Raw genomic sequence first — 22,911 nt, 5'->3', positions numbered from 1 at the left:
CGGCTGGCCCCGCTAATGATCCGGAATGAGCGCGATGAACCGGCCGACATGGAAATAAATTCCATGGCGGAAAATGAACCAAGCTGGGCGGAACAGGTTGGAGGCTCAGAAGGAGCTTTCACAATGAGAAACATTATTGTCACTTCCGTCTTGCTCAGCTTGGGGACCGTTGGCCTTGCAGGTGAGGCGGCTGCGCGGCCGGGCTGCATCAAAGGCGCGATCGTCGGGGGAATCGCGGGCCATCTTGTAGGTCATGGCGGCCTTGGGGCGGCGGCTGGCTGCGCCTATGGCGTGCATGAGCGCCACAATTATGATCGCCAGCAAAGCGAGGAAGGACGCTCGAGTTCCGTCCGGCATGACGACGGCGGCGCCAGATACTGACGACAAGACGTCCTATTCATCAATCCTGGCGGTTCTGTCGGACGGGTAATTCCGACAGTTCCTGTAAGGGAACGCGGCGAGTTTCCCACCGCACCTCGAGGCAAAACGCAATCGGAGCTATTCGTGCTAAATCTGCAACAATACAAAGGAAAGATGTGAACGCGCGCGGAGCGCCTTGCGGCGCGGCCGAAATGGTTTTTAATCAATACACGATTCTTTGATCAAGCCTCTGTGAGAAGCGTCAAGGGCGGCGTTCGATCATGGCGCACACCAATGCATCGAGATTCTACGCACGCTTTGCACAGTCGCGGCCCTTTGGACCATTCAGCCGGCGCGGGCGGCGGAATATTGCATCGGCGATTATGTGCTTGGCTACACGGTTCCCCTGTCTGGTTATACGCCGCCGCCTGGGTTTTATTACTCAAATACGTTTTATCTCTACTCGGGCAGCGCGAGCGCGAACGTCACATTCCCGTTGGGTCGCGTCGCCGGCGCCGGCCTGACCTATCAGTTCGCCGTGAATATTTCGCAGGCCGTTTGGATTACGGAGATGCAGGCGCTGGGCGGATCAATCGGTTTCGCGGCACTCATACCCTTTGGGTCGGAGACAACTCATGCAAGCTTGGAATTCACCGGCCCCCTGGGGATCAACCGGAATTAGGGGCCAGTCAAAGCGTCACCAGTTTAGGCTCAGGACTCATTGATTGAGATAGAAGAGGACGGCGGCGGCGATGCAGATGGCGGAGAAGAAGGTATGGGCGCATCGATCATAGCGGTTGCGATGCGCGGCCAGTCCTTGAGCTTGGCGAACATGTTCTCGATTTTGTGACGCTGGCGGTAGAGCGTCTTGTCATAGGCAATGGAAAGCTTGCGGCTTCTGGTTGGCGGGATGCAGGGCTCGACGCCCCTGGCCTTCAGCGCGGCGCGGAACCAGTTGCTGTCGTAGCCCCTGTCGGCGATCAACATTGAAGCAGGCGGTAAAGCCTTGAGCATCAGCCGCGCGCCCTTGTGGTCGCTCATCTGGCCCTCCGAGAGCAACATGACGAGGGGCTTGCCGGCGCCGTCGCAAACGACGTGGAGCTTCGAGTTCAGTCCGCCTTTCGTGCGCCCGATACGGCGGGGAAGAGCCCCTTTTTGAGCAGGCTCGCCGCTGTGCGATGCGCCTTCAGATGCGTGGCGTCGATCATGATGCGCTCGGGCTTTGGACCTTCGCCAGCGAGCGCGGCGAATATGCGGTCGAAGACGCCGAGCCGGCTCCAGCGGATGAAGCGATTGTAAAGCGTCTTGTGCGGCCCGTAATCCTTGGGCGCATCTTTCCATTGCAGGCCGTTGCGGATCACATAGACGATTCCGCTGACCACCCGACGGTCGTCAACCCGCGGAACGCCATGCGACAGAGGAAAATGCGGCGCAAGCCGCGCCATCTGCCGCTCGCCCAACAAAAACAAATCACTCATCCCAGCCTCCCCATGCGGAGACCAGGAATCACATCTCAGGCAAATTTAATAGGTCCTGAGCCTAGGCGATACTGCTTACAGCGCCTTTATCGGTTGGAATGCCGGCAACAACCACTGGAATTTTACTTTGACCGGCTTCGCCCCGACAGGCGATTATAGCCCAAGCCGCATCGCCGAAATGGGAATGAACCGGCCCGGCATAGACATCAAGGGCGGCTATACGTACCTCAGCCCGCAGACCGGCATCGAGGTCTCCGCGGCGCTCGGCATGACATTCAATTTGATGAATACCGCCACGGACTATCAGACCGGCGACGAGCTGCATTTCGAGTGGGCGCTCAATGAGCACTTGCCGTTTGGCCTCGCGGCCGGCGTCGGCGGCTATTTTTATCAGCAGGTAACCGACGATACCGGGTCAGGAGCCAGGTTTGGCCCCTTTAAAGGCCGCGTGGCGGCGATCGGTCCCGTTGGCTCCTACACGTTCAAGGCCGGGGCCCAAGAACTCACCCTCAGCGCTCGCTGGTTCCATGAATTCGCCGTCGAAAATCGCGTGCGCGGCGATTCGCTCTTCGCATCGCTGAGTTTCCGGCTCTAGGTTTCTGCGCGACGGACGCGCGTCGGACAGCGCCATGTGCTTACAAATGGCGTCGGCCTCCATGTCGGGGCCGACGCCATGTGCGAAGCGGAGCCGCGCGTTAATGCGCAGGGGTGAGAGTGATGGCCGTAATGCCGGCGGCCACATTGACGCCGACCTGACTTTCAACGGAGATCGGTTGCAACGAGAATGCGCGCTCCGAACCGCCGATCAGCGCATTCGCGCCAAGGCCGGCCCCAGCGGACGCCTCCACTCCGATCCCTGTGTAAGATCCGGCAAGAGCGCCGTGCGGAACGCCGCCGACGGTGGTGAGAACGCCCCAAATGAGATGGCCGGCGCCAACCTCGCCGAGAGCCACGCCGTATTCGGTAATCGCGCCGACGTAAGCATCCGGAGGTCCGCTATTGTCGCTCTGGAAGACGCAGTTCAAGCTCTGTTTTTGCATGAGAATCATGCCCACCCCGGCGGAGACGTCGCAGGACAGGACGCCGACTTTGGCATAGGTCTGGGCGGTAGCCGATCCGCAGCAAAGCGCGAGCATGATCGAACCGATGGCGAGCCGAGACCGCGTAAGAGATGCAATCATAAGTTTTCTTTCCCTCGAGTAGAATTTGCGGAAATTCGCAGAGTTTTTAGATAATATCAATGCTGTAAGTCGGATATATAAAGCAGATGCGCCAGCTTGTTGAAACAATCCGCGCTTTTACTCGTTGCTCCGACTCACGACTCCATCGGGTCTAACCTGGCGCGATCGCAGGACGTTGGGCGAGAAAAGATGCGGCTGAAACTAGGCCGAACTTATGGCTTTTCGCGGCATACACCGTAATAAGCGATTTATTTCGCTGTCTGCGCTAATATTGATCGGTCGCGATCTTATCTATAATGAGAAGGGCGCTCCTGATTTGATCAACATGCCGCTCGCATTGGCTTAGGGCGCGCGCTCCGGTTTATTCGGAACGCGCCTGATGCAGCAAACCTTCGATCAGAACGCTCTTCTTCTAGGCGTCTTCGTGTTACAAGTGGCTGGCCGCCGGGCCGGTGGATTTCTTTGCGATGGTTCATCCGCGCAGCATATGGAACGACTAATGGCTCTGCATTTTCCAAACCCAAGCCGAAATTATAATCCTGTACAACATTGCGTATGCTTCTGGGGGCATGACGCTGCGTTCGAGGTGTCGTTCCAGCTGGACCAGGAAGCCCTGCACGAAATCAGTCCCTTTGCGGATCAGGACGAAGCCTCGTTGTTGCATATCTTCGACGTGAACCTCGTTCGCATCCAGGAAGCGGCCACTGCGGCCTATGCGCGCGATAAAAATAATTTCCAGCGGCTTTCGGCGGCTGACTTCGCCAAACCCGCGCGCTCGGGAAACGGCAGGCTGCGCGGCCGCAGAGTCTGAACCTTTCGCGGAAAAGTTTGGCGCTTGAGACCGTCTTCCATCCACTGCATTTCGCGCAACAGCTTGTAGGGTCATTTCCATACGGTAAAGTGACCATTTGGGTCGGACCGCGGTCCAAGGGCTGCGCAAGTTAAGGTTTGGCCCGCGCTTTGCTCCGTGAGGGGGCTTGGCCTCTAGGCCCGCATATAAGGGAGCGCCGTCGCGATGGAGCTGGAAACCGATACTCCGCCGGCAGTAAAGTATGCCCCTCTGACCCCGCCCGCCCCTTTACGCCAAGACAATGACGTTGCGGCGATCCGCGACGCAATCCTCGACAAGCTCAGATATTCGGTCGGCAAGAACGTCGCTTCGGCCAGCTCTCGCGACTGGTTCATCGCCACCGCTCTCACCGTGCGCGACAGGGTTGTCGAAAGCTGGCTGTACTCTATCGAGGAAACCAAGCGAACGGGCCGCAAGCGGGTCTATTATCTCAGTCTTGAGTTCCTGATCGGCCGTCTGCTGATCGACTCGCTAACCAACATGGAGATGATCGAGCCAACGCGCGCCGCCCTCGCCGAACTCGGCGTCGATCTTGACCAATTGCGCGAGGTCGAACCCGACGCCGCGCTCGGCAATGGCGGCCTTGGTCGGCTCGCGGCCTGTTTCATGGAGAGCATGGCGACGCTTTCGATCGCCGCCTATGGCTATGGCATCCGCTATGATCACGGCCTGTTCCGCCAGCGGATCAAGGATGGGCGACAGCTCGAATATCCCGAGGAATGGCTGTCGTTCGGCAATCCATGGGAGTTTCAGCGTCCCGAAATTGTTTACGACATTGGTTTTGGCGGCCGCATCGAAGCGGAACCGCTGCCGGACGGCGAGGTCAAGCAAATCTGGCATCCGGGCGAGACGGTCGAGGCGCTGGCCTATGATACCCCGATCACCGGCTGGCGCGGCGCTCATATCAACACGCTTCGGCTATGGTCCGCGCGCGCGCCAGATCCGTTGCGTCTCGACAAATTCAACAGCGGCGATCATGTCGGCGCCTTGATGGATCAAGTGCGCGCTGAGTCGATCTCCAAAGTGCTCTACCCCAGCGACGCGACGCCCGCCGGCGAAGAGCTCCGGCTAAAACAGGAGTTTTTCTTCGCCTCAGCCTCGTTGCAAGATCTTGTCGGGCGCCATTTGCGCCTGCATGGCGACATCAACATTCTCGCCAACAAGGTCGCCATACAGCTGAACGACACTCATCCCGCGATCGCCATCGCCGAATTGATGCGCATCCTCGTCGACATCAACGGCGTTGGCTGGGCCGACGCCTGGAAGATCACCCAGGCGACGTTCAGCTACACCAATCATACGCTGCTGCCCGAGGCGCTGGAGACTTGGCCCGTGCCGCTGATGGAGCGGGTGCTGCCGCGCCATATGCAGATCATCTATCTCATCAACGCCCTCCATCTCGAAGAGACGCGCAAAAGATCTAACGTTGGCGGCGAGCTGTTGTCCGCGATCTCGCTGATCGACGAAGCTCATGGCCGCCGCGTCCGCATGGGGCATCTCGCTTATGTGGGGTCGCATAAGGTCAACGGGGTCTCAAAACTTCATTCGAATTTGATGAAGACGACGGTGTTCCGCGACCTCGACGCCGTACTTCCGGGCAAGATCACAAACAAGACCAATGGCATTACGCTCCGGCGCTGGCTGCAAGAGTCGAACCCGGATCTCACCGCTCTCCTGACCGAAATCACCGGCGACAGGCTCCTCGACGACGCAATGGTGCTGGAAAAAGTCGCCGCTGTCGCTGACGATCCCGCCTTTCAAGACCGTTACAGGGCCATCAAGCGCGCCAACAAGGTGGCGTTGACGCGGCTCGTGCTGGAAAGACTTGGGATCAAGCTCAATCCCGACGCGTTGTTGGACGTCCAAATCAAGCGCATCCACGAATACAAGCGCCAGATCCTCAACATTCTGGAGACGATCGCGATCTACGACGAGATCCGCGCGCAACCGACGCGAGACTGGATTCCGCGAGTCAAGATTTTCGCCGGCAAAGCCGCAGCGAGCTATGCGACGGCGAAATTGACCATTCAGCTCGCCAATGACGTCGCCAAGATTGTCAATTGCGATCCGACGGTGCGAGGGCTTTTGAAGGTTGCATTCCTGCCGAACTACAATGTCAGCCTCGCCGAGAAAATCATTCCCGCCGCCGATCTGTCCGAACAAATCTCGACGGCCGGCATGGAAGCCTCCGGCACAGGCAATATGAAATTGGCCTTGAACGGCGCGCTCACCATCGGGACGCTCGATGGCGCCAATGTCGAGATTCTGGAAAAAGTCGGAGCGGACAATATTTTCATTTTTGGGCTCACCGCCGATGAGGTTGAAGCAAAGCGCCGCGCCGGAATCGATGGAAGAGAAGCGATCGCGCGCTCGACCAAACTCGGCGAAGCGCTGGAAGCCATCGCTTCGGGCGTATTCTCGCCAGAGGAGCCGCAGCGTTACCGGGGCCTTGTCGACGCCCTAACGCACCATGATTATTTCCTGGTGACCGCAGATTTCGAAAGCTATTTCGATACCCAGCGCGCCGTGTTCAGACGCTGGCGCGACAAGCGCTCCTGGTGTCGCTCCGCCATTCTCAACACGGCGCATATGGGCTGGTTCTCGTCCGACCGGACGATTGCCGAATACGCGCAGGAAATCTGGAACGTTCCGGCGACGCCGCCTGGGCGAGGATGAAATGGCGCTCTCTGCTGAAATCGAAGAGACCAACCGGCCGTGGCGGGTGTCTGACGCCGTCGTGGCGTCCATTCTCGCCGCGCGCCACTCCGACCCTTTCGCCGTCCTCGGCCAGCACCAAACGCCAGAGGGGCTGGCGATTCGGGCCTTCGCGCCGCACGCCGAAAGTGTAAGCACCGCGCCGGACGATGGAGGAGTTGAGATCCCGCTCGCCCCGCGCGGCGGCGGGTTTTTCGAAGGCTTGGCTCCGGAACGCAAAACTCGCTTCCGCTATCGCCTGAAGGCGGCCAATCGGGGCGGAGCCTGGGAGTTCATCGACCCCTACGCGCTAGGCCCTGTGCTTGGCCCGATTGACGATTATCTTCTGGTGGAAGGCACGCACCGACAGCTCTATCAGCGGCTCGGCGCGCATCCGATGCGATTTGAAGGAATTGACGGAGTCCATTTCGCCGTCTGGGCGCCGCACGCGCTGCGGGTGTCCGTCGTCGGCGACTTCAACGCCTGGGACGGCCGCTTGCATCAGATGCGCAAGCGCATCGACTCGGGGTTGTGGGAGATCTTCGCGCCCGGCGTCGCCAAGGCGACCGTCTATAAATATGAGATTATTTCGAGCGATGGCAGGCTGCTGCCGCTGAAGGCCGATCCTCTTGCCTTCGCGGGGGAATTGCGACCCTCAACCGCCTCAATCGTGGCGAGCGTCGACGACTTCGTTTGGACCGATGCGGATTTTCTCGCCCGGCGCCAAAAGGGCGAGCCCTGGCGCGAGCCAATGACGATCTTTGAGGTTCATCTTGGCTCATGGCGGCGAGGCGAAGGTGGGCGTTTCCTCACCTATGACGAACTCGCCGATCAGCTGATCCCCTATGCCGTCGATCTGGGCTTCACTCATCTTGAGCTTATGCCTATTTCCGAACACCCGCTGGACGCATCCTGGGGCTATCAGCCGATCGGACTTTTCGCGCCGACGCGGCGGTTCGGCGATCCCGCCGGCTTTGCGCGTTTCATCGACAAGGCCCACGCTGCGGGGCTGAGCGTGATCCTCGACTGGGTTCCGGCGCATTTTCCAACCGACGTCCACGGATTGGCGCTTTTCGACGGGCGGCCTTTGTACGAACACGCCGATCCGCGCCGGGGGTTTCACCCCGACTGGAACACCGCCATTTATGATTTCGGGCGACGTGAAGTAGCGGCGATGCTGGCGGCCAATGCGCTGTTCTGGCTCGACCGCTATCATGTCGATGGCCTCCGCGTCGATGCGGTGGCCTCGATGCTCTACCTCGATTATTCGCGCAAGGCGGGGGAATGGGCGCCGAACCCTGACGGAAGCAATGATAATCGCGACGCGGCGGCGTTTCTCAGAAAGGTCAACGAACTCGTCTATGCAACCCAACCCGGAGCTGTGACGTTCGCGGAGGAGTCAACTGCCTGGGCCGGCGTCACGGCGCCGACGAGCGCGGGCGGGCTCGGATTTGGGTTCAAGTGGAATATGGGCTTCATGCACGACACCTTGAGATATATGAAGCTCGATCCGGTGCACCGGCGCTGGCATCACAACGAGCTGACCTTCAGCCTTCTCTATGCTTTTTCGGAAAACTTCGTTCTGCCGTTGAGCCACGATGAAGTCGTGCACGGCAAAGGATCCCTGCTCTCGAGAATGCCCGGCGATGATTGGCGGATGTTCGCGAACCTTCGGGCTTATTACGCCTATATGTGGGCTCATCCAGGCAAGAAATTGCTGTTCATGGGCCAGGAGTTCGCCCAGCGGCGCGAGTGGAGCGAGGCGACGCAGCTTGACTGGGAGCTCCTGAGCGCCCCCGCGCACAAAGGCGTGCAGACGCTGGTTCGCGATTTGAACAGGCTGCACAAGAAATACCCTGCGCTGCATCTCCGCGATAACGATCCTGCAGGTTTTGGCTGGCTCGTCGCGGATGATCACGACCAGTCAGTGATCGCCTGGGCGCGTTTTGGCGACGCAGAGGATCCGCCGATCGTGATGGTGACCAATTTCACGCCGGAGCCGCGCCGCGCTTATACGGTTGGCCTGCCTCGCGCGGGAGTCTGGCGCGAAATGCTCAACACGGACGCCGAAGTCTATGGCGGCTCGGGCATGGGCAATTTCGGCGAGGTAATTGCGAGCGATGCGCCATTGCATGGGCAACCGGCGTCAGCGCAATTGACTCTGCCGCCGCTCGCCACGCTCTATTTTCTGGCTGCGGAGCGCTGACGACGAAGCGAGGCGCCAAGGACAAATAGAGCCACCAGACATCGGACCGCGGAACCGAGGGAAACAGCCATATGAGATTGAGCGCCCCGATCGGACGTCAGGCCATGGCCTTCATTCTGGCGGGAGGCCGCGGCAGCCGCCTGCTGGAATTGACGGATCGCCGCGCGAAGCCCGCGGTATATTTTGGCGGCAAGATGCGCATCATCGATTTCGCGCTTTCAAATGCGCTGAATTCCGGCATTCGCCGCATCGGCGTCGCAACTCAATATAAGGCGCATAGCCTAATCGGACATTTGACGCGAGGCTGGAATTTCTTTCGCCAGAGCAGCAACGAAAGCTTCGACATCATGCCGGCGAGCCAGCGCGTCTCTGAAGATCAATGGTACGCCGGCACCGCCGACGCCGTGTTTCAGAACATCGACATCATCCGCGATCGCGCGCCAAAATATATGGTCATCCTGGCAGGCGACCATATCTACAAAATGGACTATGAGATCATGCTGCAGCAGCATGCCGATTCCGGAGCCGATGTAACCATCGGTTGTCTCGAGGCGCCCCGCTTGGAGGCGAGCAGTTTTGGGGTTATGCATGTCGACGCGGATAATAAGGTCATCAGCTTCATCGAAAAGCCTGCCGATCCTCCCGCCATGCCGGGAAAGCCAGACAAGGCGCTCGTCTCGATGGGGATTTACGTCTTCGAGACGAACTTTCTGTTCGATCAGCTCGAGCGCGACGCCAATGACCCAAAGTCCAGCCGCGATTTCGGCAAGGACATCATCCCTTATCTCGTCAAGCACGGCAAAGCGATCGCTCATCATTTCTCAGTTTCCTGCGTGCGATCGTCGGACGCGGGCGAGGCCGCTTATTGGCGCGACGTCGGCACCGTCGACGCCTATTGGGAGGCCAATATCGATCTGACGGACGTTGTTCCCAGTCTCAACCTGTTCGACAAGGAATGGCCGATTTGGACCGACAGCGCGGTCACTCCGCCGGCGAAATTCGTGCACGATGAAGATGGACGGCGCGGCATGGCGGTCTCCTCTCTCGTCTCGGGCGGCTGCATCATCTCCGGCGCGAAAGTGACGCGCTCGCTGCTGTTCACCGGAGTGCGCGTCAATTCCTATTGCGATATCGAGAATGCCGTAATCCTGCCCTATGTCGAGATCGCGCGGTCGACTCGGCTTTCAAATGTGGTTATTGACCGGGGCGTAAAAATTCCCAGCGGCCTCGTCGTCGGCGAAGATCCAATCGTCGACGCGCATCGATTCCGCCGCACCGAGCAAGGCATTTGCCTGATCACTCAAGCCATGATCGACCAACTTGGATGAGCGACGTTACGGTTCTGGCCGTCGTCTCGGAAATCTATCCGCTGATCAAGACCGGCGGCCTCGCCGACGTCGCCGGCGCGCTGCCCGAGGCGCTTGCAGCGGAAGGCGTCGAGGTCGTCACCCTGACGCCCGGCTATCCGGCGGTGATGAAGGCAATCGAACGCGCCGAGACTGCGATAGGCGAAGAGACTGTCTTTGGCGGCAAGGCAAGGGTTCTTCGCGCAAAAGCGGCGGGGCTCGATCTTTTCGTCCTTGATGCGCCGCATCTTTATAATCGCCCGGGGGGTCCATATGCGGGACCGGAGGGAAGCGATTGGCCGGATAATCCCTTCCGTTTCGCAGCGCTGTGCCGGAGCGCCGCTCAGCTTGGCCTTGGTTTCGCGCCCGGCTTTGCGCCCGATGTCGTTCATGCTCACGACTGGCAGGCTGGGTTGGCTGCGGCATATCTCCACTATGATGGGCGTCAGCGGCCGGGGACCGTCATCACCATCCACAATCTTGCCTTTCAAGGCCAATGCTCTGCGGAACTGCTGGCGCCGCTCGGTCTGCCGCCGCATGCATTCGCCATTGATGGCGTCGAATATTACGGCGCGATCGGTTTTCTCAAAGCCGCGCTCAGCCTCTCGGACAAGATTACGACGGTCTCTCCGACTTATGCGGCCGAAATCCGCACGCCTGAAAATGGAATGGGCCTCGACGGCCTGCTTCGCGTCAGAGCGCAGGACGTCACTGGCATCCTCAATGGCATTGACGATGTAGTCTGGAATCCATCCAACGACCCCCTGATCGCCGCGCCCTTCAAATTGGCCACCCTGGCGCAGCGGCCCGCCAATAAAGCCGCAGTGCAGCGCAAGTTCGGCCTCAACGTCGATCCGGGCGCGCTGCTGTTTGGCGTCGTCAGCCGTCTGTCGTGGCAAAAAGGACAGGATCTCATCCTCGCCAATCTCGACATCATAGACGGCATCGGCGCGCAGCTCGCCGTTCTTGGCGCCGGCGAGCCCGCGATCGAACAACAATATCGCGCCGCAGCGAAAGCGCGTCCAGGCCGCGTCGGCGCCGTGATCGACTATGATGAGGCGCTCGCGCATCAGATCCAGGCCGGCGTCGATGCGCTGCTCATTCCTTCCCGTTTCGAGCCCTGCGGCTTGACCCAGCTTTGCGCGCTGCGCTATGGCGCGCTGCCCGTCGTTTCGCGAGTGGGCGGCCTTGCGGACACAATTATCGACGCCAATGAAATGGCGCTCGCTTCAGGAAGCGGGACCGGTTTACAATTTTCTCCCGTCACCAGCGAAATGTTTGAGGCGACGCTCGAGCGCGCCGGGCGGCTTTGGGCCGAACCAAAGGTCTGGGATGCGTTGATCGAAAATGGCATGATGACCGACGTATCCTGGCGACGCCCGGCAGCCGCTTACGCAAAGCTTTACCGCGACCTCATCGCCGAGCGGTGTCTGTCGCAGAGAGTCTCAAATTCCTAATCTGGAGAAACGTATGATCCGAACCATCGCCACAACGCCTTTCGAGGGCCAGAGGCCTGGAACCTCCGGATTGCGCAAGAAGGTTCCGGTGTTTCAACAACCCGGCTATCTCGAAAACTTTGTACAATCGATTTTCGATTGCCTCGAAGGTTTTCAAGGCGCGACTTTGGTGGTCGGCGGAGACGGGCGCTTCTTCAATCGCGAAGCGATCCAGATCGTTTTGAAGATGGCTCTCGCCAATGGATTTGGACGGATTCTGGTTGGCCGAAGCGGCATATTGTCGACGCCCGCCGCCTCGAATCTCATTCGCAAAACCCGCGCCTTCGGCGGCGTCGTGCTGAGCGCCAGTCACAATCCCGGCGGTCCAAACGGCGATTTTGGCATTAAATACAATGGCGGCAACGGCGGCCCCGCCCCAGAAAAAGTGACCGAGGCCATTTTTGCTCGCTCCAAGACCCTCTCGGAATATAAGATCCTCGACACAGCTGATGTCGATCTCGATCGGCTGGGATCCATGAGACTCGGACCCGGCGATGTCGAGGTGATCGATCCCGTCGCCGACTATGCGCAGCTGATGCAGCAGCTGTTCGATTTCGACAAGATCAGCGCCTTATTCAAATCCGGATTTCGCCTGCGCTTTGACGCCATGTCGGCCGTGACCGGTCCTTACGCCACACGGATCTTTCAGGACCTGCTTGGTGCGCCAGCAGGTTCAGTGATGAACGGCAAGCCGTTGGCCGATTTCGGCGGACATCATCCAGATCCAAACCTTGTCCACGCCAAACATCTGCTCGACCTTGCAATGACGCCGGGTGGTCCAGATCTTTGCGCGGCCTCCGATGGCGATGGCGACCGCAATCTCATCATCGGGCGCGGCCGCTTCGTCACGCCTTCTGACAGCCTTGCAATCCTCGCCGCCAATGCGCATCTGGCGCCAGGTTATGCGCAGGGGATCAAGGGCATCGCGCGCTCCATGCCGACCAGCCAGGCCGCCGATAAGGTCGCCAAGCGGCTCGGCATTCCACTCTTCGAGACGCCGACGGGATGGAAATTCTTCGGCAATCTGCTCGACGCCGGGATGGCGACCATCTGCGGCGAGGAGAGCGCCGGCACCGGCTCAGACCACGTCCGCGAAAAAGACGGGCTCTGGGCGATCCTGCTATGGCTCAATGTTCTCGCAGCGCGCGGCGAAAGCGTCGACGCTATCGTGACGAAACATTGGGCCGATTACGGCCGCAATTATTACGCGCGGCACGATTATGAGGAAGTCGAGGCCGACGGCGCCAATGCATTGATCAAGGCGCTGCGCGAAAGCCTTCCGAGTTTCAAGGGCAAACGCTATGGCGCGCTGACAATCGCCGCCGCCGACGATTTTTCCTATCATGATCCGGTCGACGGTTCGGATTCGAGCCATCAGGGCATCCGCCTGCATTTCGAGGATGGCGGCCGCATCGTTTACCGGCTGTCGGGCACGGGCACGTCCGGCGCAACTCTCAGAGTCTATATCGAGCGCTTTGAGCCCGACCCCACGCGGCAGAGCCTCGACACCGGCGTAGCGCTAGCCGATCTCGTCGCGCTTTCCAACGATATCGCAGGGATCAAACATTTCACCGGGCGCGAGGCGCCGACGGTAGTCACCTGAGCCCCGGAGCGCCAAAGGGTCTCTATCGCGTCGCTCCTGGCCGCCCCGAGCCGCTCGGGGTTTTTGTCGAGGATGGCGGGATCAATGTCGCCGTAGCGTCCAGCAGCGCCGAGGCGATCTTTTTCGCTCTGTTCGACGAGGCGGATCGCGAGATCGCACGGATTCGCCTCGCCAGTCGCACAGGAGATGTTTTCCACGCGCATATCGCGGGCGTCGGCGTTGGCGCCCGCTACGGGCTGCGGGCGAAAGGGCTTTTTGACCCTACCGCGGGTCTCTGGTTCAACCCCGAGAAACTGCTGGTCGATCCTTATGCGACAAGGCTCGATCGTCCTTTCAAGCTCGATGCGCGCCTGTTCGACGCGCGCCTTCGCGGCGATCCGGCGGACGACTCCGACAGCGCCTCCATCGTTCCAAAAGCGATCGTCGAGCCCCCGAGCCAATTGCCGCCGCCACGCCACCAGAACGTCGCATGGCGCGACCTGATCATCTATGAAATGCATGTCCGCGGCTTTACGCGCACACATCCGGATATCCCGGAGTCCATTCGCGGAACCTTCGCGGGCCTCGCGCATCCGGCCGCCATAGCTCATCTGACCCGACTCGGAATCACAGCCGTCGAGCTTCTGCCGATCGCCGCATGGATCGATGAGCGCCATTTGCCTCAATTGGGGCTGACTAATTACTGGGGCTATAATCCTGTCGCCATGCTCGCGCCCGACCCAAGGCTTGCTCCCGGCGGCTGGCCGGAGGTACGCCACGCCGTCCAGACGCTGCAAGCTGCCGGCATCGCAGTCATCCTCGACGTAGTCCTGAACCATACCGGCGAGAGCGACGCGCTTGGCCCTACCCTCTCCTTGCGCGGCCTCGATAACCTTGGTTTCTACCGTCTTCAAGCGGGCAATCCGGCGATCTACGAAGACCAAGCTGGCTGCGGCAACGTGTTGGCGCTCGAGCGGCCGCAAGTTCTGAGGCTCGCCCTCGAAGCGCTGCGCACATGCGCCATTCGAGCCGGCGTCGACGGTTTTCGCTACGATTTGGCGAGCGTTCTGGCTAGAAGCGAGAGAGGCTTTGATCCAGCGCATCCGTTTATCGCCGCGATAGCGCAAGACCCTACCTTGCGCGGCCTGATCCATATCGCAGAACCCTGGGATCTCGGACTTGTTGGCTACCAGCTCGGCGCCTTTCCGCCCGGCTGGGGCGAATGGAACGATAGCGCGCGCGATACTTTTCGGCGCTTTTGGCGCGGCGATGGCGGTCTTGCCGGGCCTCTCGCGACAAGGCTCGCAGGATCGGCGGACGTCTTCGCCCCACGCAATCGTCTGCTGTCGCGCTCGATCAATTTCGTCGCGGCGCATGATGGATTTACGCTCGCCGATCTCGTCGCCTATACAGCCAAGCAAAACGAAGCAAACGGCGAAGATAACCGCGATGGAGCCGACGAAAATCTGTCCTGGAACTGCGGCGTCGAAGGCGAGACGCTTGATCCCATCATGTTGGGCAGGCGCAAGGGCGACGTCCGCGCATTGCTCGCAACGCTGATCGCCGCGCGCGGTACGCCAATGCTCTGCATGGGCGATGAACTCGGCCGGACGCAGCGTGGCAACAACAATGCCTATGCGCTGGACAATGCGCTCGCCTGGGTCGATTGGGCCAGCGCCGACGCTGAGCTCATCGATTTTTCCGCGCGTCTCATAAAACTTCGACGCGCCGTCGCGGCGTTGCGCAGCGAACAGCCTTTGACAGGCGCTCCGCGCGACGCCTCCGGCATTCCCGACGTCGAATGGCTGACGTTAAACGGCGCCCCGTTCACTGTCGCGGACTGGGACGACCCAGACGCAAAGACGTTGACGGCAGCGTTTTATGACGCAGCCGATGCGGACTCGGAGCCGAGCCGAGCCGCCGTTCTGTTTAACCGTAGCTTCGGCGCCCTCGAAGCTCGGCTGCCAGAGCCGCGCGATGGCTATGCTTGGCGCCTCGAGATTGATTCCGCAGACCCTCGCGCTCAGGCGAAAGCATTCGACAATCGTAAAATTTCGCTCGCGCCCCGCTCCGTGGCGATCCTCGTCGAGAGCGTAGCGCCATCCATGCCGCGCAGCCGCGTCGATGATTATGCGCTCAATGCCCTCACCGCTGCGGCGGGCATTGCGAGCGAATGGTGGGACGTCGCGGGGCGCCGCTATCTTGTTCCAGCGGACACGAAGCTGGCGTTGCTGGCAAGCCTCGGCCTGCCGGCGGCGACGACCGGCGAGGCTCGCGCCCATCTCGCCGCGCTCGCCGAGGAGCGCGAGCTCCGCCCGTTGCCGATCGCGACGACGAGCGCGCTTGGCGGTGAGAGCAGCATTCGCCTTGGCGGAGCCCTCGCCGATCTGGAGCGGCGTTTTGCGCTGACGATCGCTCTGGAAGACGGATCGACCCGAGAGATTGAAATCCGTGCGGACGCCGGACGCCGCAGCGCCATTGCCGCGACGGACGGACGCCGGGCCGTTGTTCGCGACATTCCTCTGCCGGAGCTGCCGCTCGGCCGACATAGAATCATCGCCGATGCCGCGCCGGACTGCCCCGGCCATCTCGCCATTGTTCCGGCAACGGCGTTCCTGCCGCCCGCGCTGCAAAAAGGTCTGCGCGCTTTCGGCGTCAGCGCGCAGCTCTACGCCTTGCGACGCGATGGCGCAGAAGCTCATGGCGATCAGGGCATCGGCGATTTCACAACCTTGCGGCTGCTCGCGGAAGCCGCCGCGGGCGCCGGCGCGGCGACCATCGGCATCAATCCCCTGCATGCGCTTTTTCCAAGCGATCCTTCACGCGCGAGCCCCTATCATCCCTCCGACCGGCGTTTTCTCGACCCGCTGGCGATCGACGTCTTTGAGCCGCCGGCAGAATTGCTGACCGATGCGGTCCGCGCCGAGATTTGCCGCGTCGGGCAGCCGGCGACAAAGCTCTCCGCGGCGAGGATGGTCGATTACCCCGCCGTTGCGGCGCTCAAGACCCAGCTCTTCCACGCAATCCATAAGACCTTCGCCGATCTCGCGCTCGCCGCGCCGGAAAATCCCCTCGTCATCGACTATAAAAACTTCGTTGCAGCTGGGGGCGAAAGCCTTGAGCGCTTCGCCATTTTCACGGCTCTCGAGGACGCTTTTGGCGGGACGCTCGGCAAATTCCCAGAGGCGCTGTCGTCGGCCCATGCGCCGGGAATCGCCGCTTTTCGCGGCGCGCATGAAATGTCGATCGCGCGCGCAAAATTTTTGCAATTTCTGGCCGATCGGCAACTCGCCGCCGCCGCGCTCGCTGGTCGAAAAGCAGGTTTGACGCTCGGTTTCTATCGCGACCTCGCGGTCGGCTGCGCTCCGGACGGCGCGGAGGCTTTCTCGGAGGCCCATCGGCTGATGCGCAATGTCTCGATCGGAGCGCCGCCTGACCTGCTCGGGCCAAAAGGCCAAGTCTGGGGCCTGCCGCCGTTCGATCCCCGCGCGCTCGCCAGCGATGGTTTTGCCTCGTTCGGTCGCCTCATCGCGGCGAACATGGCTTACGCCGGAGTTTTGCGCATCGACCATGTGCTCGGACTGAAACGGCTGTTTCTCGTGCCGGACGGAGCGGCGGCATCGGAGGGCGCCTATCTCGCCTGCCCGTTCGAGCCGCTGATTGGTCAAGTCATGCTGGAAAGCGTCCGCGCCCAGACCGCCGTCGTCGGCGAGGATTTGGGCACCGTGCCTGAAGGTTTCCGCGCGCAACTGGCGAAAGCGCACATTCTCTCCTACAAGGTCATGCGCTTCGAGCGCCACGAGGCCGGATTGCTGCCGCCCGAGGCCTATCCGCATCTCGCCGCGGCTTGCGTCGCAACACATGATCTGCCGCCGCTCGCCGGCTGGTGGCAAGCATCTGATATCGCCGAGGCGGATGCGCTGGGCCAACTCGCCGATGTCGAGACCGCATTAGCCGTGCGTTCTGCGGAAAAAGCTGAGGTGATCGACGAGATCGCCAGCGCGGATTTTTCCGTGGAAGGCGTCGATCTCGATGCGCCGTTGAGCGAAGCCGCCGCCGCCGCCGTGCATGGCTTCATCGCGAAATCAGGCGCCGCCTTGGTGCTGATTCAGGCCGACGATCTAGCCATGGAGACGATGCCCATCAACCTGCCGGGCACAGACCGCGAGCGCCCAAACTGGCGCCGCAAGATTTTCGAGCCCGTGCAGGGGATGTTTGCGCTGCCCGCCGCGCAGGCGATCCTCAATGAGGTGCGGCGCTGGCGGAAGCCTTCGTCTGAAGCATGACTCGATCTAGGCAGTAGTGACGAATTACCTGAGCATGATAGCAATAGCGGCGAGCAATACGAAGCCTCGGTAGTTTGCGAGGAGCTTGTCGTATCGGGTTGCGACGCGCCGGAACTGCTTCATTTATTGAAGAAACGCTCGACGAGATTGCGCTCCTTGTAGAGCGCCTTGTCGTAGGGGAGCGGCGCGCGGCGATTGGATTTTGATGGGATCACCGGCTCAGCCTCACGCATAAGAACAGCCTTGCGCAAGTGATTGGCGTCATAACCTTTATCGGCGATGATCGCATCGGCCGCAAAGCCTTCGATCAGGGCGTGCGCTTTTGTGATGTCGTTGCGCTGCCCAGGTCCGAGAAGGAGCCGAACGGGGTTGCCGAGTGCGTCTGTCGCGGCGTGGATTTTGGTGCTCAAACCACCGCGAGAGCGGCCCAGGCCTTGGGCATCCGCCCCCCTTTGGCGATCCTTGCGCCGGCCGCGTGCTGATGGGCGCGCACGATTGTTGAGTCGATCATCAGCCATTCGAGATCGGCCTCGGCGGTGAATGCCTCAAGAAATCCGTCCAAGGCGCCGCGCTCGATCCAGCGATAGTAGCGGCGTTTCACCGCCTGATGGTCGCCGAAGCGTTCGGGCAGATCGCGCCAGCGGCCGCCCGAGCGGGCCATCCATAACAGCGCGTCGACGAAGCGTCGATTGTCGCAGCGCGGCCCGCGCTGGCCGGCTCTTCCGCCTGGCACAAGATCACAAAGCCGCTCCCATTGATCGTCTCGCAGCGCATCGACATCCCGAATCATCAAGGCTGATCTCCAAAAATCAGCCTTGAATCATGGAAAGATCCTCGCGAGAATCCCCCAAACGCCGAATTCGTCACCACGGCCTAGCGCGGCTACGCTCGTGCTTTGCGTCGCGGCGACGCCAGGTCTTTCGCTGAGTGCGTCCAGCGGGCCTTTCGACGGTTTGTCGGGCTATTGGAGCGGAGCCGGCACCATCACCATGTCGAACGGCTCCAGCGAGCGCATCCATTGCAAAGCGGAGTATGCGATCAACGATATGGGAAAGGCGCTCAATCAGAGTCTCCGCTGCGCAAGCGACAGCTACAGATTAGAAATCAGTAGCAACGTGATATTCAACAGCGGCGCGATTTCCGGCACTTGGGGAGAGGCGACCCGACACGTGACGGGCAATATCACAGGCCGCGCATCAAACGCGGAAATTCAAGCAAGGGTCGACGGAGCCGGTTTTTCCGCAGGGATACAGGTGCATTTCCATGGCGACAGGCAATAATCGGTCTCGATTAGACCGACCGGCGCCACAGAAGTCGCAGACGTCGCCATTACCATGCGCAGAGGATAGATCGCGCCAACTGGGCGCTCACCATTTGCCGCGACGAGATCATGCTGGTGGAATCGGCACCAAGTCATGGCAGCGGCCGGTCGATTTCGATGATAATCTGCCGCCCTGGTGAACTATGGAACGTCCGCAAGAAGCCGGGCCCGCGAAAGACGCCCTAGCGGACGGAATCGCGCGGTGACGGCTGAATTAGGTCACATCCATTCGCGCCATGGCGAAGTTTCGCAGCCGCGTATGCAGCGTGATGGGAGGCCGTCGAATCAGGCGCAACAGTAGCCCCCCCAACGGGAGCTGTTCGGCCGGCGTTGAGGGGTTATTGCGCCGGAAGTCACGGATGGCTGCGGCGCCTACTTTCCAGATTCGAGTTGGCTGGGGACTCCGTCGGATATACCGAAGCTCTATCGAGCGATAATTGGACACGCCGAAGACTGATCGGCTATCGGGAACGCTGCGGACGGCCTGGGTGAGGGCCTCAAGGTTGCCGTTCATCAGGACTAATTGTCTTGCGATTTCTATCAGGGCCTCGGCGTTTTGGTTTCCGAAGAGAGCGGTCCGTAGTCCAGCGACAATTTCATCCGCATTGTCTAACGTTTGCGTGCAAGCTTCAACGTCGTTCATCGATATCCCTTCCTCCGGCCGACTGCAGCCCGTTCTCGCAATGAACGCTGCGGGAGCGGATTTATTTCGGCTCACCCTTCTTTATTTTCGCGCGGCGATTTTTAAGCTTCGTCCGTTCATTTTGCACGAGCGCCTTTTTCAATCGATTCATCCCGATCTCAGGGCTGGGGTCGCCGTCAACTTTGATCGTGGCGATTTTCTCGTCCAGCGCCTGGATCTTCTCGTTGATCTCGCCGATTGCTGGGGGCTTCTTCTTCAGTCGGACCCCCGCTCCTTCGCCATTTTCCTCAACGAAGATCACGCCCGCGCTGGAGAAGGCGGCAACGATTGCGTCGACCGTACGCGCCTGCGCCGCAAGGGGGCCGGGCAATTGCTCAAGCCGTTTAACGGTGGGGAGCGATAGTCCAGACGCGTCGCTAAGGTCACTTTGATCCCATCGCAAGAGACCACGAGCAGCCCTTACCTGTTCGCTAGTAATCATATTCGAGCCCTCAGGAATAAATAAGTGGCCTTTCGGCGTTGACAAGCCCCTAGAGATTATCTTATTCCTTAGGGATCGCACAAGGCGATTTAGAAAGTCAAGGAGCAACAGCAATGCCGAACAACACAGTTCGGGCAGCCGATACCGGCTTGCCAAATCTCAACCGCCGCTCAGCCCTCGCAAAGGTGGGGTTGGGGATAGCCGGCAGCGCGGCGCTTGCCTCCGGGCCTGTCGCGGCCGCGGCGCGGGGCGGCTCAGTCTCGCCGGAGTTATTGCGCTTGATCGAGACGCACCGCCGCACTTGGGCCGCGGTGGAGGAAGCGTCGTCAAAATTCGCTACTGCCGAGGTCGCTTACCGCATGCATTCACCTCCAGAGTATGCCCCTCTCAGCCCGGCCGGGAAGGACTATCATGCAGGCCGCGATCATGCGGCCATTAAGGCGCAGATCAACAAGTCCCATCAATTCCGTTCCGACGACTCATGGATAATCAAACACGGGTCTCCCGAAAGGCTCCAGCAATACGTCGACCTCTGCGACGCGGTTAAGGACGAGGCGGTTGCCGGAGTCGATCGCTTCTTCGCCCAGGATGAGGAAGCCAAAAGGTTGAGCGGTTTGGGCGTCGTCGAACATGAGGTCTCCGCCGCGTCGGCGGCGGAGACCAATGCGTTGTTGATGCTGTGCGAATACCGATGCTCAACACCCGGGGACGAAGCCGCACGGCTGCGATATCTTGCCTGCGTAGAGGATATCTGCGATCGCAGTGACGCACTTGAGGCGCTTTTTTTGGCCGCCGGCGACTAGGCAGTCTAGAGTATGAAAGCGAGATGAACGAGATCATCGGCATTGCGTCGGATTACGTCGAGCTCCGCACTCTCATCGCGACGCGGCGGAAGCCACTCGGGCTCTCTCAGCTTGCCGTCGACGAACTGGCAGGCATGCCAGGTGGCCTGACCGGCAAGATCGAAAGTGGCGCCAAGTATTTTAGCGGCTATTCCCTTGGACCGATCCTTGGCGTCTTGGGAATCGCCATCGCGGCTATGCCAACCGCACCTCCGCATGGCGATACCGCAGACGGATCAGGAAATTACGTCGAGAATTACAAAATAGTCCGAAAAAAATCGGGAGCGAAAGGCGGCCGCGCGTACGTCAATAACACGACGCGAGAACAGCGCCGTAAATCAGCCAGCCATGCCGCGAAGACGAGGTGGCGCAAGTGGCGCAAGGCGAAGGCGGTGTTGGACGCACGGGCGAAGCGAAAGGGCAAGTGATTATACTGTCGTCGCTCCAGCGGCTCAAGTTGTCTACGACTGGCCCTCACTCTTTTGCCCGACAGTTGCTTCTTCGGCTGTTCTTCCGCTGAAATGTCTCGGTGATTAAAATGCAGGGTCCACCTGTAGCTGATTCCCAGGTCGTTCGGGACTCGCAAAGTTGTACGGACGTACCGGATGCCCTTCGGACGGCGTCGCGCAGCGGCTTTCGCTGTCGCCGGGCGGCTCTATCGCTGACCGAACAGGGGCGGAAGGCCCGAATCAATCTTGGGGCAAAAGCTCACCCTCCGATCGATCAACTTTGTCATGTCTCTCGCCTCCATCGCGCTGTCTCTCCCGAAACGCCGCCCGCGCCATAGCGACGCGATTGGAGCCTGCAAGAACATCGCGGTCGTAGACCGAGCGTGTCATATTTCGGCTAGAATGCCCGGCGAGTTTGGCGCGATCGTCTGAGCTCGCGCCAGCCTCGCCGCCTTCAGTGATCCCCCCGGCGCGGATGTCTCGGTTCCATAGCTTGGGAGATAAGCCAGCGCGATCTCTAACCATCCGCCAGGCGCGCTGGAATGCTACCTCCCCATACGGAAAGCCGGTATTTTCGTTGATGATCAGCGGCCCGGTCCGCGATTCCGGAGGGATCAAGGCAAGCTCATCCACGACCATAGGGCAAAGCTTAAGGTCGATGTGCGTCCGCTTCGCGGTGGTCTTTTCGGTTTTCGTCGGCGTCAGGGTCAGGACCATATTGGCGTCAATGGCGGCCCAGGTCGGCCCGATCCACTTCTGGCCTCCTCCGATAATGGTGGAAGGTCGCGGATCCGAAAGTGGAACCCATTGGCCTACGATGTCCCATTGCCGAGCCGCTGTTTCGAATTGGAGCGCATAACACAAGGCAGCACCGTGGCGGCCCATTGCGTGCGCCGCTGATCGAGCTGCCTCGATATCACCCGCGACAGGGGCTAGGCTCAGGACTCATTGATTGAGATAGAAGAGGACGGCGGCTGCGATGCAGATGGCGGAGAAGAAGGTGTGGGCGCATCGATCATAGCGGGTTGCGATGCGCCGCCAGTCCTTGAGCTTGGCGAACATGTTCTCGATTTTGTGACGCTGGCGGTAGAGCGTCTTGTCATAGGCAATGGGAAGCTTGCGGCTTCTGGTTGGCGGGATGCAGGGCTCGACGCCCCTGGCCTTCAGCGCGGCGCGGAACCAGTTGCTGTCGTAGCCCCTGTCGGCGATCAACATTGAAGCGGGCGGTAAAGCCTTGAGCATCAGCCGCGCGCCCTTGTGGTCGCTCATCTGGCCCTCCGAGAGCAACATGACGAGGGGCTTGCCGGCGCCGTCGCAAACGACGTGGAGCTTCGAGTTCAGTCCGCCTTTCGTGCGCCCGATACGGCGGGGAAGAGCCCCTTTTTGAGCAGGCTCGCCGCTGTGCGATGCGCCTTCAGATGCGTGGCGTCGATCATGATGCGCTCGGGCTTTGGACCTTCGCCAGCGAGCGCGGCGAATATGCGGTCGAAGACGCCGAGCCGGCTCCAGCGGATGAAGCGATTGTAAAGCGTCTTGTGCGGCCCGTAATCCTTGGGCGCATCTTTCCATTGCAGGCCGTTGCGGATCACATAGACGATTCCGCTGACCACCCGACGGTCGTCAACCCGCGGAACGCCATGCGACAGAGGAAAATGCGGCGCAAGCCGCGCCATCTGCCGCTCGCCCAACAAAAACA

The 22,911-nt window shown here is 60.6% G+C and carries 19 protein-coding genes and 3 pseudogenes; 13 read left to right on the top strand and 9 right to left on the bottom strand.

All coding sequences use genetic code 11. The annotated features are described in order from the left end of the window. The first annotated feature begins 123 nt into the window (after positions 1–123). Together WDN46_12315 and WDN46_12310 are read left to right on the top strand one after the other, a co-directional pair. Entirely contained in the window at positions 124–381 is a 258-nt protein-coding gene (locus WDN46_12315) for a hypothetical protein (protein ID MEJ0094180.1), read from the top strand. 364 nt (positions 382–745) lie between these two features. Beyond that, positions 746–1,042: a hypothetical protein gene (locus WDN46_12310; GenBank protein MEJ0094179.1), complete on the top strand. Its 297-nt coding sequence runs from the start codon at positions 746–748 to the stop codon at positions 1,040–1,042. Positions 1,043–1,071: 29 nt separating this feature from the next. On the opposite strand, the gene WDN46_12305 is transcribed toward WDN46_12310, so the two are convergent. Then, a complete protein-coding gene (locus tag WDN46_12305; protein MEJ0094178.1) occupies positions 1,072–1,701 on the bottom strand; it encodes an IS5 family transposase in 630 nt (209 codons plus the stop codon). Further along, positions 1,668–1,805: pseudogene (locus tag WDN46_12300) on the bottom strand (transposase). Before WDN46_12300 ends, WDN46_12305 begins: the two are co-directional and overlap by 34 nt. Before the next feature lie 88 nt (positions 1,806–1,893). Here WDN46_12300 and WDN46_12295 point away from each other — a divergent pair. Beyond that, entirely contained in the window at positions 1,894–2,433 is a 540-nt protein-coding gene (locus tag WDN46_12295) for a transporter (protein ID MEJ0094177.1), read from the top strand. A 100-nt stretch (positions 2,434–2,533) separates the two neighbouring features. Here WDN46_12295 and WDN46_12290 read toward each other — a convergent pair whose 3' ends face one another. Then, on the bottom strand, positions 2,534–3,019 hold the full coding sequence (locus WDN46_12290; protein MEJ0094176.1) for a DUF992 domain-containing protein: 486 nt from the start codon (positions 3,017–3,019) through the stop codon (positions 2,534–2,536). Between the two features lie 487 nt (positions 3,020–3,506). Between WDN46_12290 and WDN46_12285 the strand changes: the two genes are divergently transcribed. The 7 genes from WDN46_12285 (at position 3,507) to glgX (ending at position 17,479) form a co-directional block, all read left to right on the top strand. Next, positions 3,507–3,830, top strand: coding sequence for a DUF1488 family protein (locus tag WDN46_12285; protein MEJ0094175.1), 324 nt, complete (start codon positions 3,507–3,509; stop codon positions 3,828–3,830). 204 nt (positions 3,831–4,034) lie between these two features. Further along, complete coding sequence (locus WDN46_12280) at positions 4,035–6,545, top strand: glycogen/starch/alpha-glucan phosphorylase (GenBank protein MEJ0094174.1); 2,511 nt, start codon at positions 4,035–4,037, stop codon at positions 6,543–6,545. Between the two features lies 1 nt (position 6,546). Further along, positions 6,547–8,769 (top strand): 1,4-alpha-glucan branching protein GlgB, encoded by a 2,223-nt coding sequence (gene glgB, locus WDN46_12275; protein ID MEJ0094173.1) that lies wholly within the window; start codon positions 6,547–6,549, stop codon positions 8,767–8,769. Positions 8,770–8,840: 71 nt separating this feature from the next. Beyond that, positions 8,841–10,097, top strand: a complete 1,257-nt coding sequence (gene glgC / locus WDN46_12270) for a glucose-1-phosphate adenylyltransferase (protein ID MEJ0094172.1) — start codon at positions 8,841–8,843, stop codon at positions 10,095–10,097. After that, positions 10,094–11,572 (top strand): glycogen synthase GlgA, encoded by a 1,479-nt coding sequence (gene glgA / locus WDN46_12265; GenBank protein MEJ0094171.1) that lies wholly within the window; start codon positions 10,094–10,096, stop codon positions 11,570–11,572. The genes glgC and glgA overlap by 4 nt, the downstream gene beginning before the upstream one ends. A 13-nt stretch (positions 11,573–11,585) precedes the next feature. Beyond that, positions 11,586–13,214, top strand: coding sequence for an alpha-D-glucose phosphate-specific phosphoglucomutase (locus WDN46_12260; protein ID MEJ0094170.1), 1,629 nt, complete (start codon positions 11,586–11,588; stop codon positions 13,212–13,214). After that, positions 13,211–17,479 (top strand): glycogen debranching protein GlgX, encoded by a 4,269-nt coding sequence (gene glgX / locus WDN46_12255; GenBank protein MEJ0094169.1) that lies wholly within the window; start codon positions 13,211–13,213, stop codon positions 17,477–17,479. Before WDN46_12260 ends, glgX begins: the two co-directional genes overlap by 4 nt. Before the next feature lie 119 nt (positions 17,480–17,598). On the opposite strand, the pseudogene WDN46_12250 reads toward glgX, so the two are convergent. After that, a pseudogene (locus WDN46_12250) lies at positions 17,599–18,269 on the bottom strand (IS5 family transposase). Between the two features lie 100 nt (positions 18,270–18,369). Between WDN46_12250 and WDN46_12245 the strand changes: the two are divergent. Further along, positions 18,370–18,759 (top strand): hypothetical protein, encoded by a 390-nt coding sequence (locus WDN46_12245; GenBank protein ID MEJ0094168.1) that lies wholly within the window; start codon positions 18,370–18,372, stop codon positions 18,757–18,759. Positions 18,760–19,014: 255 nt separating this feature from the next. On the opposite strand, the gene WDN46_12240 is transcribed toward WDN46_12245, so the two are convergent. Both WDN46_12240 and WDN46_12235 read right to left on the bottom strand, forming a co-directional pair. Then, positions 19,015–19,443, bottom strand: a complete 429-nt coding sequence (locus WDN46_12240; GenBank protein ID MEJ0094167.1) for a hypothetical protein — start codon at positions 19,441–19,443, stop codon at positions 19,015–19,017. Between the two features lie 61 nt (positions 19,444–19,504). Next, positions 19,505–19,969 (bottom strand): hypothetical protein, encoded by a 465-nt coding sequence (locus tag WDN46_12235; GenBank protein MEJ0094166.1) that lies wholly within the window; start codon positions 19,967–19,969, stop codon positions 19,505–19,507. A 68-nt stretch (positions 19,970–20,037) separates the two neighbouring features. On the opposite strand from WDN46_12235, the gene WDN46_12230 reads away from it, so the two are divergent. Together WDN46_12230 and WDN46_12225 are read left to right on the top strand one after the other, a co-directional pair. Continuing rightward, positions 20,038–20,727 carry a hypothetical protein gene (locus tag WDN46_12230; GenBank protein MEJ0094165.1) on the top strand — a complete coding sequence of 230 codons (690 nt, stop codon included), beginning with the start codon at positions 20,038–20,040 and terminating at the stop codon, positions 20,725–20,727. A gap of 23 nt (positions 20,728–20,750) precedes the next feature. Further along, positions 20,751–21,194 (top strand): hypothetical protein, encoded by a 444-nt coding sequence (locus WDN46_12225; GenBank protein MEJ0094164.1) that lies wholly within the window; start codon positions 20,751–20,753, stop codon positions 21,192–21,194. A 261-nt stretch (positions 21,195–21,455) separates the two neighbouring features. Here the strand turns inward: WDN46_12225 and WDN46_12220 are convergent, their stop codons facing one another. The 3 genes and pseudogenes from WDN46_12220 to WDN46_12210 form a co-directional block, all read right to left on the bottom strand. Beyond that, complete coding sequence (locus WDN46_12220; protein MEJ0094163.1) at positions 21,456–22,100, bottom strand: hypothetical protein; 645 nt, start codon at positions 22,098–22,100, stop codon at positions 21,456–21,458. Positions 22,101–22,160: 60 nt separating this feature from the next. After that, positions 22,161–22,784 (bottom strand): IS5 family transposase, encoded by a 624-nt coding sequence (locus WDN46_12215; GenBank protein ID MEJ0094162.1) that lies wholly within the window; start codon positions 22,782–22,784, stop codon positions 22,161–22,163. After that, positions 22,751–22,888 (bottom strand): annotated as a pseudogene (locus WDN46_12210) (transposase). Before WDN46_12210 ends, WDN46_12215 begins: the two are co-directional and overlap by 34 nt. Positions 22,889–22,911: the final 23 nt, after the last annotated feature.

This window comes from Methylocella sp. (assembly GCA_037200525.1).
Taxonomy (GTDB): Bacteria; Pseudomonadota; Alphaproteobacteria; order Rhizobiales; family Beijerinckiaceae; genus Methylocapsa.
This window is presented reverse-complemented; position numbering and strand designations above follow the sequence as displayed.

Coding starts and splice junctions, on each gene's coding strand:
- WDN46_12315 (MEJ0094180.1), top strand. CDS start 124: ATGAGAAACATTATTGTCACTTCCGTCTTGCTCAGCTTGGGGACCGTT.
- WDN46_12305 (MEJ0094178.1), bottom strand. CDS start 1,701: ATGGAAAGATGCGCCCAAGGATTACGGGCCGCACAAGACGCTTTACAA.
- WDN46_12290 (MEJ0094176.1), bottom strand. CDS start 3,019: ATGATTGCATCTCTTACGCGGTCTCGGCTCGCCATCGGTTCGATCATG.
- WDN46_12285 (MEJ0094175.1), top strand. CDS start 3,507: ATGGAACGACTAATGGCTCTGCATTTTCCAAACCCAAGCCGAAATTAT.
- WDN46_12280 (MEJ0094174.1), top strand. CDS start 4,035: ATGGAGCTGGAAACCGATACTCCGCCGGCAGTAAAGTATGCCCCTCTG.
- glgB (MEJ0094173.1), top strand. CDS start 6,547: ATGGCGCTCTCTGCTGAAATCGAAGAGACCAACCGGCCGTGGCGGGTG.
- glgC (MEJ0094172.1), top strand. CDS start 8,841: ATGAGATTGAGCGCCCCGATCGGACGTCAGGCCATGGCCTTCATTCTG.
- glgA (MEJ0094171.1), top strand. CDS start 10,094: ATGAGCGACGTTACGGTTCTGGCCGTCGTCTCGGAAATCTATCCGCTG.
- WDN46_12260 (MEJ0094170.1), top strand. CDS start 11,586: ATGATCCGAACCATCGCCACAACGCCTTTCGAGGGCCAGAGGCCTGGA.
- WDN46_12240 (MEJ0094167.1), bottom strand. CDS start 19,443: ATGAACGACGTTGAAGCTTGCACGCAAACGTTAGACAATGCGGATGAA.
- WDN46_12230 (MEJ0094165.1), top strand. CDS start 20,038: ATGCCGAACAACACAGTTCGGGCAGCCGATACCGGCTTGCCAAATCTC.
- WDN46_12225 (MEJ0094164.1), top strand. CDS start 20,751: ATGAACGAGATCATCGGCATTGCGTCGGATTACGTCGAGCTCCGCACT.
- WDN46_12220 (MEJ0094163.1), bottom strand. CDS start 22,100: ATGGGCCGCCACGGTGCTGCCTTGTGTTATGCGCTCCAATTCGAAACA.
- WDN46_12215 (MEJ0094162.1), bottom strand. CDS start 22,784: ATGGAAAGATGCGCCCAAGGATTACGGGCCGCACAAGACGCTTTACAA.